This window comes from Priestia sp. 10L35, from assembly GCF_056395685.1.
On sequence record NZ_JBFTKA010000002.1, the window covers coordinates 236,899 to 250,446 of the forward strand.

Genomic DNA, 13,548 nt, shown 5'->3' on the forward strand with positions numbered 1-13,548 from the left:
GCGTGATGTTTTTTATTTACAGGTAAGTTCGCAGGATATTAAGACAATTCTTTCCGATCATCTGCTCTTGGCAGTTTTTCGATCCATCCTTTTTTGATCATTATTCGGCCAAAAGAAGAGATGGTTTTTAAATCCCTTAAAATAGAAGCATCACAATGTCCGGCTACGTCTATTCTCATACTAGTTATCATAGCTGCAGCATAATATGTAGTAGCTAAATGAAACAAAAATCCCGCATGAAATACCATTAGTTTATCAGAAAAAGGGGCTACGTCAGAATTTGTAATTTCAGCATCCATCAAGCGTGGAGACTGCAAGTTTTCTTGTTGAAGTAAGGAAGAAAAAATGTTTATATTCTTACTGGCTGTGTGCAAACATTCCTCCATAAAGCTATGGATATCTTTATCTTTCGTTACCTGTTTGAAGCCATTCACAAGTGCTTTAGCTGCCACGCTCTTTTTTAAATTAAAGTAAATGTTTCCAGCTTCCATTGAATTTAGCTGTCTTTTATCTCCGAATAGGTCCATAACATATCCCCATTCTGTAATCGAGTGACCTCTTTCTGTTTTAGAAAAGTAGGGAGATCGTTGATAAATCCCTTTCGATATAAGAATTTCAATAGATTTATTATAAAGGTCCATCGCATCAATATTGCATTGATAATAATGGTCACGTATATCTTTGCGTGCTGAAACACTAAAAGATATACTATATCCAGCCAACCCGTGCATGGTCATTTCGTGTATATACACTAACCAAAAGGTGTCCGTAAACAAAGGGGGAGCATCTAGATTTACATCTTTATCAGTAAAGCCAATCGGTAAATCTAATTTTTCAGCTTTAAAAATATCTCTAAGCACGTGCAAATGTTTTTCAGCCAGTTCTAAAGTGAATTCAAAAAGAGAATAAACCTCAGGATCTTTAACCTTTGCTAACACATATTTACTAATACAAACAGACATAGTGTCTTGGATGTATTGTACCCATAAACTTGTAATTTCTGATGACGTCAATCTATTTTTCTGATTATCCAAATTCGGTACCTCCAATTATTACTTAAACTCCTACTAGTGTTCCCAAAACATTGCTGTCCAACACAATCAAAATCCTTTATCAAAATAACGCAAGATAACTCTTCCTTATCAAGCGTTCATATGATAAAGTAGAGAAATAAGCAGAAAATAGAATTAATTTTACATATAATGGATGTTTTTGTTAAAATCTTTAAAAACCGGCTTTTTAAATTGGGTTTTGAGAGGTTTTTGAAGATTTTTAATGGTATTTGTTGCGAATTGATAAAAAATCGTTATATTCCATTCTGGATCACTTGAAAGGGGTACCTTTGTTTTTATTCATTAGGAGGGGTAAAATGGAAGAATTTAAATTGTCGCCTGTGAAAAATTCGTTTCGTCAGCTAAAAGAGCAGTGGGAAGAGGCAGAGCTGTTAGATGAAGATAACAATTTGAATTTGAAGCACGTTTCAGATGAAGAGTTTATTCAGCTCTTTTTTTCAATGCGTATTATCAAAAAATCACTTTCTCCTCATACGATCAGATCTTACAATCAAGACATGAAAACGATTCTGTCTTTTTTCTACGAACGAGAGATTACATTAAAATCGATTGGATTTATGGAAGTCAAATTATTTAATGAAGAAATGATGAATCAATATGCCAATCGTACCGCTGCAAGAAAGCTAGAATTTTTTAGAAGAATGCTAGAGTTTGGACACGCTACTCATTTTTATCCTTCGCTGTATACAACGTGGATTGAAAAACCATCTATTGCAAAAGGACATTACAGCGACAAGGAAAAACAAAATCGCACCGAGTACCGAGAACTAACCGACCGCGAAGCTCAGGTGATTGTAAATGCATTAGAATCAGTCGTGCGCATTCGTCAGTATGAAAAGGAATTCAAAGCGCGCAATCGCTTAATGGGAATGCTTTTGTATATGAGTGGAATGCGTTCAAGTGAACTGCTGAGTTTAAATTGGGGAAGCTTCCGGGAAGACCGCCGCGGAAATTTGGTTGTAGATGTGATTGGTAAAGGAAAAAAAGAACGAACGATTCCCGTGTTTGATGATGTGAAAGAAACGCTTTTCACTTACCGGCAAGCGTTAAATGAAAGCACTGAACTAAGTCCTTTTGACACCGACCCGCTTTTTTACTCCATTAAAGAGTACTATCGTACCGGCGAAAAGAAGCGATTATCCTATACAACGTTGTATCGAACGATTAAATCAGCTGTTTATAAAGTAAAAGGAAACGCGTCTATTTCTCCTCATTGGTTTCGTCATACCTTTATTACAAACAGTTTAGCTAATGACGTTCCGCTTGCGGTTGTGAAGCAAGTAGTAGGGCATTCTTCTATTGCTACAACGAACGTTTATCTTGAAAAACTTCAAGAAGATACGGTATACGACGCGTTTCGAAAATCGGGTTATCGCTAATTACTTATAATATTTTTATGTAAACTAAAAAACATATATTTTCATTTTTACTGCTGATGCGTATGAAATAAGTTGTATAAATGAATAAGTTACTTTTCCTACAATATAATGGTAGAAAGTCGATAAAGGAGGGAGCTACCTATGACGGCTAAACATCCGCTTCACTACCATTTCGGAGAAGTAACGGAGCTTTTTCATTACATATACGAAGTTTGTGAAACAGCAGGTATTTATATTGACTGGAGCGGAACAGCCCAAACCGTTCAGCTATATCGAAGCAAAGAATCTTTTTTATCCGGAGAACGCTACATCGGAGCGATTCAGTATGAGGGAAGCAATCAGTTTCAAAAAAGATGGCCTTCTACCGTCAGTTTGAGATTTCGACGTGCGAACTTGTCGTTTATTTTAAAATATTGTTTAGAACAAATTGAAGACTACCGCAAAGACACGAACAAAGAACCCTTCATTAATCCAAATGCAGAATCCATCGCGTTTAAATTCACCTCTTTAACAGATGAAACCAAACAAGTGATTTCAAAAATCAAAGAAGTGCTATGCATCGCCAACTACGTGTAAAACCCCGCAGAATGTTAGCTGTGGGGTTTTGGGTATTTAACGCAGGTCTTCTGTGTCTTGAAGCAATTGTTCGGCGCGGTATTCAAGCTTTTGTAAAGTTTCGGTATAAATTTTCACCTGCTGCTCGTTTAATTCGGACGTTAATTCGAAAAATACCTGCTCTACAGCGGGCGTTACTTCTGTTTTTAAACGCAGGCCATCTTCTGTTATTTGAATAAAAAACGAGCGGCGATCTTCTGGATTTCTGATACGCTGAATCCAATTTTGTTTTTCTAGTAAATCTAAAATTTTAGTCAGCGTCGCTTGATCTTTATCCGCTCGTTCAGCTAATTGTTTCTGCGTACTATATTCAGCTTCTGATACGCGTTTTAAAACGGTCCACTGTTCTGGTGTAATCCCAAAAGGGCGCAAGCGTGCGGCAACTACTCTGCTTAAGCGCTTACTTGTACGAACGGTGGGAATGCCGAACATTTCTTCTAACGATTCCATATAAAACCTCCTGCATACATACATGCTGTGATTATATCAGCTGTTTTTATTTCTGTAAATTTGTTTGTAAAGAGGACGCTTTATAAAAATAAATTTACAGAATAAATTGCAAATACACTAGACTTATTGTGTGTATCCTTGTAATCTAGTGTAAGAATAGTTAAACTTTTTCAAAAACAGTAGGGGGTACACACATCCATGATTAAAGCGGTATTTTTCGACTTAGATGACACGCTACTTTGGGACCAAAAAAGCGTAAAAGAAGCATTCGTTGCAACATGTACATATGCAAGTGAGAAATATAATTTAAAACCTGAAGAACTAGAAGAAGCGGTGCGTAAGGAAGCAAGAGAATTATATGCTTCGTATGAAACCTATGAGTTTACGCAAATGATTGGCATTAATCCATTTGAAGGATTATGGGGAAATTTTTTAGACGATCATGATGAATTCCGCAAAATGAAAGATATTGTTCCTACTTATCGCAAAGAAGCTTGGACTCGAGGTCTTCGTGCCCTAGGAATTCACGATGATGCTTTTGGAGCAGAGCTAGCTGAGCGTTTTCCATTAGAGCGCCGCAAAACACCGTTTGTATACGAAGAAACGTTTGAAGTGCTTGATCAATTAAAAGGAAAGTACAAGCTGCTGCTGTTAACAAACGGTTCACCTGACTTACAAAATACCAAATTGGATATTACATCAGAACTAGTTCCATATTTTGATGAGATTGTGATTTCAGGTGCATTTGGCCGCGGTAAACCTGATCCATCTATTTTCGACTATGCTTTATCACTTATGGATTTAAAGAAAGATGAAGCGATTATGGTTGGAGATAATTTAATGACAGATATACTGGGTTCTTCTCGCGTTGGAATGAAATCTGTATGGATTAATCGTCACGATAAAGAGCGAAATGAAGTCATTCCTACTTATGAAATTACCCATTTAAGTGAACTGCATTCAATTTTAGATGAACTAAATTCATAATACGAACAAACAAAAAAGAGGCGGAAATCGTCTCTTTTTTGTTATAGAGCGGATGTGTTTAAGTTTGAAGAAGCCAAACAAGATTATTAATTACATACAGAAAAAACGCCTGTCTTTTGTTTTATAGAAAAAGAAGGCGTTTTTTTGTAAAACCATCTTGTTTCTCATAGAAAGAGCAAACGATACTACAACCCCTGAATAAAAAGAAGGAATATACAAGGGAAGCGGAGCAAACGATAGACATAAAAAGAAAAAGAGAATAGACATAAAGCGCGTTAGTGTAGTCAAGTTCAAAAAGAACGTGTATCATTGTAACTGCTGGTAACAAAAGATAGACATAAAATATAAATAAAAAAGTTATGAGAAAGGAAAAGGTGCGTACACCACGTTAAAGACATATGAATTATAAACATACAAAAACAACTACTGAATTTAGTAATAAAAAAATAAACATGCATTTAAATAGAAAGCTATCAGCCGCTATTATAGCTGCGTTTCTTTTTACTTTACTTTTTTGTTTTATGCCAGGGATAAAAGAGTCAATTCCCAATTTTTCTATTAAAAAAACCAGTCCGCATTTCATTGATTTATTTCCTTTATACCTTTTATTTTCCATACCCTTCTTTTTAATAATGGGGACGTTAGGCACGGTTATCGTCGATTTATTAGTCAGTGCTTTTGTAAAAGACCGTAGTAAAAAAATTGATTTTATCATGTCATTCATATTTCACGCCATTTTTGGGTTATTAATGTTTGAATTCGGAATGATGAGCGTCATTCTTATTTTTATTGTCGATCGTATTCTTTCAATCCGTAAAGAAAACTATTCTTATTTATATCCACTGGGTTGCTTAGTACTGTCGGCCATTATTGGAACTCTCGTCTACTTCATTTTTACTATCGTTTAATAAAAAATAATAAAAAAGAGACCCAATTGTTAGACTATATCTAACTTTTTAGGGTCTCTTTTTTGTTTTTTCTTGAAAGTTTGATTTACTTACTATGCGAACGTTTGGTAAATCAAAAAGACATTTAAACAAATGACTAATGCTGCTATCACCCAAGCTACAGCCGTTGTAGCTTTATGATTAACCAATCCGCCCATGATTTTTTTGTTGCTTGTAAACATGATAAGAGGAACGAGCGCAAATGCAATTCCGAACGATAAAATAACTTGACTGACAACTAGTGCACTTGTTGGATTTACGCCAAACCCAATAATCAAAAGCGGTGGAATAATTGTAATGAGCCGGCGAAGATATAAAGGAATTCTGCGTTTAATAAATCCTTGCATGATGACATCTCCAGACATTGTTCCGACCGAAGAACTTGAAAGTCCTGAAGATAATAATCCAACTCCGAAAGCAATAGCTGCAAAGGGACCAATTAAATGTTCAAATTGTGTAAAAGCCACGTCCAAATCTTGCACGTTTAGTCCGTTTTTAAAGAATAGAGCGGCTGCGACAATCAGCATGCTTGCATTAATTGCACCAGCGATAATCATGGCAATCACAATATCAATAAATTCAAAGCGGAAAATCGCTTTTTTCTCCGATTCTGTAGTTCCTACCACGCGGCGCTGCGTAAGAGCTGAGTGCAAATAAATTGCGTGTGGCATAACTGTAGCACCTAAAATCCCAGAAGCCAACAGCACGCTGTCTGTCCCGTGAAACTGAGGGACAAATAAGCCGTGGACAACACTTGCACCGTCTGGATGCGCAAGAAACATTTGAGTCCCAAAAGCTAATACCACAATAAAAACCATCGCCGCAATCGCTGCTTCTAGCAGTCGAACACCTCGTCTTTGTAACTCTAAAATAGCAAAAGAGCCTACCGCTGCGATAAGTGCAGCTGGGAACAAAGGAATATGAAATAATAAATAAATTCCAAGAGCAGCCCCGATAAATTCTGCTAAATCCGTCGCCATAATGACCAATTCTCCTTGGATCCAAAGTCCAAAAGAAACGAAGGACGGGAAGTGTTCCTGTGCTATCTCGGGTAAATTCAAGCCCGTTGCAATCCCTAATTTAGCTGATAACGATTGAATTAAGACAGCCATTAAGTTAGAAATTAATACAACCCAAAGCAGCATGTATCCGTATTGAGAGCCTGCTGCAATGTTAGTAGCAAAATTACCTGGGTCAATATAAGCAACCGCTGCGATAAAAGCAGGCCCTAAGAAAGGCAATAATCGCTTAATTCCTTTTGTTTTACCCGACAATACGTCTTGAGCACTTAGCTGCATAGCCGATAATGCTTTACTGCCGTTTTGATCTTTCATGTCTAGTGCTCCTTTCTTTGATGAACAATAAATAGTCCAAGCTAATTTTTTTATATGAAGTATAAAATGTTTCCTTAATGCAAATTATATGCTAGCAAAGGTTCTTTTGACAATAAAAAAGTTCAGCAAAAAATATAGATCATCTTCAGCTGTTTTTTATCCCGTTTGGCACAATTCTTTAAATGCACAGCCGTGACAGGAGGCAGGCGTATCTGTTTGAGGGAAATGCTCAAGCGGAAGAGGCTGATTTACCTCTGAGTCTTCCAAAAAAGTTTTCATATAATCAATACTTGTATCAACTTGCTGAAGAACAGCTTCAATTTCATGAAGAGTAAGCTGATACGTACGCGCACTGCCTGAAAGCAAGTATTCGTTTCGGACTTTTATCTGATCAACGGAAATATTATATTCGGCTAGCACGTAGAGGGCGTATATCGCCAGTTGAAACAAATCATCTTTTGTTTGTTTACTTGTTTTCCAATCAACAATCGTAAATTCGTCTGTGACTGGGTTTTTAAAAAGAGAATGAAAAGGCGCATATACTTTATGATCATACACATTTATAGAACGAAACGACTGATGAGGCTCCACTTCTAAAAAAGGTGAAGATACGATTTCGCAAAACGATTTACTTTGTAAAAAGTGATGTACACAAATGTGTACCCGTTTTTGCATGTCTTTAAGATCTTTTTTAGAAATATAGCCGTTTTCGTAGAATTCTAAAAGCATCTTATACTGAGCAGGCTTATGATACCAAAGCTCTCCATAGTCAGTAGAATCACGCAGTGCGTTATTTAGTAGCTGCTGCGCTTTCTCCGTTAAGTTCTGTTCATTAGGGACAAGCTTTGTAGATGTATAGTCAGAAATGGCCTCTGTAATCACTTGACGCACGGCTTGTCCGGCGTACATAGATAAAGTGGAAACCTTTTTTAGACGATAAGCGCTCTGAGACTGAGCAGAAGCGCTGTCAAGCCATCCGTTATGTGAGACATAATAATGATATGCATACTTTCGTTTACACTGTGTGACCATTTTATGCCTGGAGTACGACCATGAAAATTCAGGGAAATCAGTGATTTGAAACAAGCTATTCACATCCTTTTTCAAAAACTGCGCATAGGTTGGTCTATTAGTATATTCGTACATGAGTTAAAATAGACTGAAAATGTAGAGAGTGAATAGCTACGCATGCATATTATTTTGTGGATTCTCGTGAAATATGTATAAATAGAAAAAACTATTTAAAAATTGATTGCTTTTTTCTGTGGCGGATGTTATATTAATAAAGCGATGAGCTAATTTGTGTAAGTCGAAGGACATGCTTTCGAGCTAAACGTGTGAATGTGGTCACACGGTCCCCGCCACAAACGCATCAAAGACGTCCTGCGTGGACGTCTTTTTCATTTTATAAAAAAGAGAGCGCTAGCGCTCTCTTTTTTTGTGGGATTATTTTCTGAAAGAGTTAAGGACTTTTATTTGAATGCTTTCACTATATTTCTAATACTTCTTTTTTATTCCACACATCGTTTCCTGCTTGCAACAAGAGTTTTCTTATCCGATTTTCTCGACCAAACGTAAATATATAAAAAACTTACTGTATTTGCACATTTGCCGCATATTGCATTGTTCCTCTTGTAGAGGTAATCGCAATATCAACAACGTACAAACCTTGATTTTTAGGAACCTTAAATTCATTATTTTTGACAAACAGCTTGGTTTTTTCACCGTTATCTCTCCATATATGCACACTCACACTACGAATATAAGCACCGTCTAAGTTCGAAAAATGGAGCTTAACTGATTGTTGCTGCTGCAATGGGATACTTTCTTGCTGCGATATGTATGTATATAAATCATATACATTTATTTCTTTTTTTGTTGTTGAACGGCCGTTTGACCAGTTAATAGAACCTTTGTGAAGGTGATAGGTATGTTCGTTGACCGCAAGCGCAGCTTCAGGTTTGTTTTGATTGTATTCTTCCTCTAGAAAGAAAGCACTGTTCTTAAGTAAAAGTAAGAAGAACACTATAACAGCTCCTAGACCGCTTAAGACATATACACCACATTTTGCGGGTTGTACTTTCATAATAATTTCCTTTCACAGACCAATAATTAAGGAGGATAGGTACATAAAATTTCCACTTTTTCTATTCTAAACGATTACAAGTGAAATTACATTTATTGCTTTCTTTCTTCACAAAAGACAGGATAATAGTCATGCGTTTTCTATAAAAGGTCTCCTTAGATCAAAATCAAACCTATATAAAAGGAAGATAAATGGAAATCGAAAGAGGAAACCTAAAAAATTTACAGAAGTTGATAAGTGATTTAAAATTATACAAAGGAAAAAAGCATTTCAAAAAAAAGGAGATTAGTAGGTTTTTTGTTCTACTTCCACTTCTTAAAAATTCGTATTTTTCGTAAGAAACTGTAAAGCTATATTTTATAAAGGTGAACCAATACATATACAAACAAAAGGGACACAGAAAAAGGGGGATCAGCATGGAAATTAGAGAACTAGAATTACATGATGCTGCAAACTTTGTAGATTTGCTTAAACAGATTGAAGAAGAAAGTAAGTTTATGCTGTTTGAAAGCGGAGAGCGAAAGCTGAGTACAGATCAACAGGAGAAAAACATCGAAATCTTTAAGCAGCAGCCAAACTCTACGATTATTGTCGCAGAAGAAAGCGAGATGCTTGTGGGATATATAGCTGCAACAGGGGGTGAAGCTAACCGAAACGCTCACATCGCTTCTTTGACATTAGGAATTCGAAAGACGTTTCAAAATCAAGGGATTGGGACGGCTTTAATCGGTGCACTTGAAGAATGGGCGAGAGAACACCATATTCATCGTCTTGAACTGACAGTCGCTATACAGCATGAAAAGGCTCTTTCTTTATATGATAAAGTAGGATTCGAAATTGAAGGAACAAAAAAACATTCACTCCGAATTGGCGGTTTGTTTATTGATGAGTACTATATGTCTAAATTGCTAAACTAAAAAAGAAACGACGTTTAAAGACGCCGTTTCTTCTTTAACTTCCTCTATAAATTTGGTATCCCCACGGTGACACAAGCAAAGGGACGTGATAATGTTCTTGTTCAGAAGACAATCCGACTCGAACAGAAACTTGATTTAAAAAGGGCGGATTTGTTGTTTGGACTTCTTGTTTTTTATAATATTCCCCAATATGAAACAGAAGTTCGTAATCTCCTGATTCAAACTCTTCAGAAGAGAAGAGCGGAGTTACTAACCTCCCGTCTTCATTTGTAGTACCGTGTGAAATTTTTATTCGTTTACTTTCCGACTGAATATGATAAAAATCAACTTTGACAAAAGCAGCCGGACATCCGTGGGTAAGATCTAAAATATGCGTTGTGATTTTAGTCATGCTCGTTTCTTTGCCTCCTTATCTTCAGTGATTTTATCAGTTAAGCGAAAGAAAGCAATCTTATATACTTCTTCTAATGCTGTATCAAACTCCGTTTGCTCGGTATTTAGTAAACGACTTTGCATTGCCTCGTAGATATCTTCTTTTTGTTTACCTCGTACTGCCAAAATAAAAGGAAACGGAAACTTCTCCATATACGTTCCATTAAGAGAAGAAAACTGTTCATACTCATCTTGTGTTAAGTTTTGTAAGCCTGCTTTGGTTTGTTCTTCAGTAGAAGCAGATGTCATGGCAATATTTTCACCTAGATTTGGATGAGCTTGCAGCAGCTTCAGCTGTTTTTCTATAGATGCTTGCGCTACAATTTCTTTCATCATGCCATGAAGTTGTTCAACGGAAGAGAAAGGGCCTTTAGAATAAGCCTCTTCAGCAACCCAAGGTGAATGTTCAAATATATCACCAACTAGTGAAACAAAATGCTGCTTGCTAAGCTGATTTACATACTGCACGGATACGTTATTCATACTACACCACCTTTATTTTATTTCTGAATAATCTGTCTTATCCAAAGAGACAGAAGGTACTTTTCGTTCAATTGATGCGTTAAAAAAGAGATTTAATAAAATGGCAGCCAAACTTCCCGTAATAACTCCATCACTTACAATTACGCGCAAAGCACTTGGGAGCTGAGTGAATAAATCAGGTACTACCGTTACGCCAAGGCCGAGTGAAAGAGAGCAAGCAATAATCAGCAAATTTTCTTGTTTGGCCAAATCAACAGCACTTAGCATTTTGATGCCTGATGAAATAACTAAACCAAACAACACCACCATTGCTCCTCCTAAAACAGGGGTGGGAATAATGGTTGTAAAAGCAGCTATTTTCGGAACAAGCCCCAGTAATACGAGAATGAAGCCGGCTATTACCACTACATTTTTTGTTTTTACTTTCGATAATTGAACCAGTCCTACATTCTGAGCGAATGTATTGTAAGGGAAAGCATTAAATAGCCCTCCAAGGACAATGGCGATTCCTTCTGCACGGTAGCCTTTTGTAAAATCTTTTTCTGTTAATTCTCGATCACACAGCTTTCCTAACGCTAAAAATACGCCTGTAGACTCAATGATAATGACCAAGCATACGAGAATCATTGTTAAAATAGGGCCGATTTCAAAAGTAGGCATCCCGAAATAAAAAGGAGTGGGAATGTGCAGCCAAGAAGCTTCATTAAAATTAGTAAAATCAACTTTTCCCCTTAATACAGCGGCTATTGTTCCAACTACAATTCCAATCAACACAGAAAGAGAACGAAGAAAACCGCTGAAAAATCGATTTAAAATTAAAATAAGCGCTAGAACACCAAAAGAAAGAAGAAGATTAGAAAGAGAACCAAAATCTTTGCTTCCGACTCCTCCTGCCATATTTCGGACAGCGGATGGTACAAGGGATAAACCAATCATCGTCACAACCGTTCCGGTGACAACGGGAGGGAAAAATTTAATAATTTTGCCTAAAAAACTTGCTGCCAGTACGATGAAAATACCACCGGCAATAATCGCTCCGTAAACAGCACTAATTCCATATTGAGTTCCAATTGCAATCATAGGAGTCACCGCTACAAATGAGCTTCCAAGTACAACAGGAAGACCAATACCAAACCACCTGTTCGTCCATGCCTGCAGCAGCGTAGCTAGTCCGCATGTTAGTAAATCAATGGCCACAAGATAGGATAAGTCATGGGCATTTAAATTCAAGGCGCGTCCCACCATCAGCGGAACGAGAATGGCACCCGCATACATAGCAAGTACGTGCTGTAATCCCAATGAAGCTAGTCGAAACGGTCGATTTTGGTTATTCACCTAAAAACCTCCTTTAATTATATCACATGCAATGTTAATAAATATTACATTTATAATGATACATTAATAGTAAAATGTTTTTTAAGGGATGTCATTAGTCAAGTTGACCAAAAACAGAGGTTTCAATATCTACTTTTTTACAATATATAGAGAAGCAGGTAAGCTATTGTGTAAAAAGATGTTACATTTATTTTTCAGTACCAGATATTAATATCAAGTGATATAATTTTGTATATATTTTCAAACAATAGAGGGAAGAGGAAATGTTTATGTATAATCTTGCGGCTCACGTATGTAAATTTTTATTAAAAAGAAGAGGGAAGCTTTACATAAGGAATAAAGAGTCTTTACCAACAGACACGGGTTTTGTGATCGCTTGTTCGCATAAGGGATGGGTAGACGTTGTAGCGCTTGGTGCGGCTGTTTTGCCTCACCAAATTCATTTTATGGCAAAAAAGGAGCTTTTTAATCATATACTCACTAGTAATGTATTAAAAAAACTCAACGCATTCCCAGTAGATCGTAACAACCCGGGACCCAGCAGCATTAAAATACCTATTAAATTAGCAAAAGAAGGACATATCGTCGGGATTTTCCCTAGTGGCACGCGAACAGAGGAAGACGTCCCCTTAAAAAAAGGAGCAGTCACTATAGCGAGCATGGCAAAGGTTCCTATTGTACCCGCAGTTTACAAAGGACCTACCAATGTAAAAGAACTATTTTCGAAGGGTCCTATTGTTATCTCCTTTGGAAAACCTATCTACCTTGGAGAAGATAAACTGACAAAAGATCGCCTTGCCGACGTGTCAAACCATTTAACATCTTCAATTCGTGCGTTAGAGGAAACAGCAAGATAACTTCATAGCGGAGGTGCACCATGAAGGATTGGGTACAGAGAAAGCTAAACGATGTAATTAGTGATGATGTGCAGGCAAAAATGAAAGAAAAGATGGCTGAAAGCGGGGTAACCGTTCCTATATCCGCTTCTATGCTCATGCGGATTTTTCAAAAGCAAATGACAAAGCAAGATCAAATTCAGCAATTTTCTATTTCATTTCAAGACTCCTATATTCACGTGAATGGAATTATTAAAAAATTTCTAGTGAGAATTCCATTTTCCATTGTGCTAGAACCTCTTGAGGCAAAAGAACGTACGCTTCTATTCAAAATCCATGAAATGAAACCTCTTAATCAAAATTGGATCAACTATCGAATTTTTCACAAGCCGCCTGTTACTACGTATGAAGAAAAACAAATTCATATCAATCTCAATGAAATTGATAAAGTCAAGGTCATTCCAGTAGGGAAAATCAAACAATTTTCAATACAAGATGAAAAGCTTCGAGTGAAAATTGGTTTATAAATGGTTGTAAATAAAATGTAGAAATAGTTTTTTTAGAAAGAAAACCTTTTCAATTCAGCACTTAATTCGATTAGGTGCTATTTCTTTATAATTTTTATAAAATTTTTAGAATTTTTCGTCTCTAACTATTGTGACACGCTTCCCTAA

At 36.6% G+C, this 13,548-nt stretch carries 15 protein-coding genes; 7 read left to right on the forward strand and 8 right to left on the reverse strand.

Features of this window, described 5'->3' with window-relative positions:
- Window positions 1–38 precede the first annotated feature (38 nt).
- Window positions 39–1,034, reverse strand: coding sequence for a DUF3231 family protein (locus tag AC1DEF_RS07160; RefSeq protein WP_097823290.1), 996 nt, complete (start codon window positions 1,032–1,034; stop codon window positions 39–41).
- Window positions 1,035–1,369: 335 nt separating this feature from the next.
- On the opposite strand from AC1DEF_RS07160, the gene AC1DEF_RS07165 reads away from it, so the two are divergent.
- Window positions 1,370–2,452, forward strand: a complete 1,083-nt coding sequence (locus tag AC1DEF_RS07165) for a tyrosine-type recombinase/integrase (protein WP_097823291.1) — start codon at window positions 1,370–1,372, stop codon at window positions 2,450–2,452.
- Window positions 2,453–2,593: 141 nt separating this feature from the next.
- A complete protein-coding gene (locus tag AC1DEF_RS07170; RefSeq protein WP_013083346.1) occupies window positions 2,594–3,028 on the forward strand; it encodes a hypothetical protein in 435 nt (144 codons plus the stop codon).
- Between the two features lie 36 nt (window positions 3,029–3,064).
- On the opposite strand, the gene AC1DEF_RS07175 is transcribed toward AC1DEF_RS07170, so the two are convergent.
- Window positions 3,065–3,517, reverse strand: coding sequence for a MarR family winged helix-turn-helix transcriptional regulator (locus AC1DEF_RS07175; RefSeq protein WP_013083345.1), 453 nt, complete (start codon window positions 3,515–3,517; stop codon window positions 3,065–3,067).
- A gap of 198 nt (window positions 3,518–3,715) precedes the next feature.
- Between AC1DEF_RS07175 and AC1DEF_RS07180 the strand changes: the two genes are divergently transcribed.
- Together AC1DEF_RS07180 and AC1DEF_RS07185 are read left to right on the forward strand one after the other, a co-directional pair.
- Complete coding sequence (locus AC1DEF_RS07180) at window positions 3,716–4,504, forward strand: HAD family hydrolase (RefSeq protein WP_097823292.1); 789 nt, start codon at window positions 3,716–3,718, stop codon at window positions 4,502–4,504.
- A gap of 632 nt (window positions 4,505–5,136) precedes the next feature.
- Window positions 5,137–5,412: a hypothetical protein gene (locus AC1DEF_RS07185; protein ID WP_477727334.1), complete on the forward strand. Its 276-nt coding sequence runs from the start codon at window positions 5,137–5,139 to the stop codon at window positions 5,410–5,412.
- Between the two features lie 92 nt (window positions 5,413–5,504).
- Here AC1DEF_RS07185 and AC1DEF_RS07190 read toward each other — a convergent pair whose 3' ends face one another.
- The 3 genes from AC1DEF_RS07190 to AC1DEF_RS07200 all read right to left on the reverse strand — a co-directional run bounded on the left by AC1DEF_RS07190 (window position 5,505) and on the right by AC1DEF_RS07200 (window position 8,871).
- Window positions 5,505–6,785, reverse strand: a complete 1,281-nt coding sequence (locus AC1DEF_RS07190; protein WP_097823294.1) for an Nramp family divalent metal transporter — start codon at window positions 6,783–6,785, stop codon at window positions 5,505–5,507.
- Between the two features lie 156 nt (window positions 6,786–6,941).
- Window positions 6,942–7,931, reverse strand: coding sequence for a PD-(D/E)XK nuclease family protein (locus tag AC1DEF_RS07195; RefSeq protein WP_477727335.1), 990 nt, complete (start codon window positions 7,929–7,931; stop codon window positions 6,942–6,944).
- A 445-nt stretch (window positions 7,932–8,376) separates the two neighbouring features.
- A complete protein-coding gene (locus AC1DEF_RS07200; protein ID WP_097823296.1) occupies window positions 8,377–8,871 on the reverse strand; it encodes a hypothetical protein in 495 nt (164 codons plus the stop codon).
- A 416-nt stretch (window positions 8,872–9,287) separates the two neighbouring features.
- Here AC1DEF_RS07200 and AC1DEF_RS07205 point away from each other — a divergent pair, with 416 nt between their 5' ends.
- A complete protein-coding gene (locus tag AC1DEF_RS07205; protein WP_025751765.1) occupies window positions 9,288–9,788 on the forward strand; it encodes a GNAT family N-acetyltransferase in 501 nt (166 codons plus the stop codon).
- A 34-nt stretch (window positions 9,789–9,822) separates the two neighbouring features.
- Here the strand turns inward: AC1DEF_RS07205 and uraH are convergent, their stop codons facing one another.
- From uraH to AC1DEF_RS07220, 3 genes are read right to left on the reverse strand one after another with little or no spacing between them, the layout of a single operon-like run.
- Entirely contained in the window at window positions 9,823–10,179 is a 357-nt protein-coding gene (gene uraH / locus AC1DEF_RS07210) for a hydroxyisourate hydrolase (RefSeq protein ID WP_028408377.1), read from the reverse strand.
- Window positions 10,176–10,703, reverse strand: coding sequence for a 2-oxo-4-hydroxy-4-carboxy-5-ureidoimidazoline decarboxylase (gene uraD / locus AC1DEF_RS07215; protein WP_097823297.1), 528 nt, complete (start codon window positions 10,701–10,703; stop codon window positions 10,176–10,178). The genes uraH and uraD overlap by 4 nt, the downstream gene beginning before the upstream one ends.
- A 12-nt stretch (window positions 10,704–10,715) precedes the next feature.
- On the reverse strand, window positions 10,716–12,038 hold the full coding sequence (locus AC1DEF_RS07220; RefSeq protein ID WP_097823298.1) for a nucleobase:cation symporter-2 family protein: 1,323 nt from the start codon (window positions 12,036–12,038) through the stop codon (window positions 10,716–10,718).
- A 269-nt stretch (window positions 12,039–12,307) separates the two neighbouring features.
- Between AC1DEF_RS07220 and AC1DEF_RS07225 the strand changes: the two genes are divergently transcribed.
- On the forward strand, window positions 12,308–12,895 hold the full coding sequence (locus tag AC1DEF_RS07225) for a lysophospholipid acyltransferase family protein (protein ID WP_097823299.1): 588 nt from the start codon (window positions 12,308–12,310) through the stop codon (window positions 12,893–12,895).
- A 20-nt stretch (window positions 12,896–12,915) separates the two neighbouring features.
- On the forward strand, window positions 12,916–13,401 hold the full coding sequence (locus AC1DEF_RS07230) for a hypothetical protein (RefSeq protein ID WP_013057211.1): 486 nt from the start codon (window positions 12,916–12,918) through the stop codon (window positions 13,399–13,401).
- Window positions 13,402–13,548: the final 147 nt, after the last annotated feature.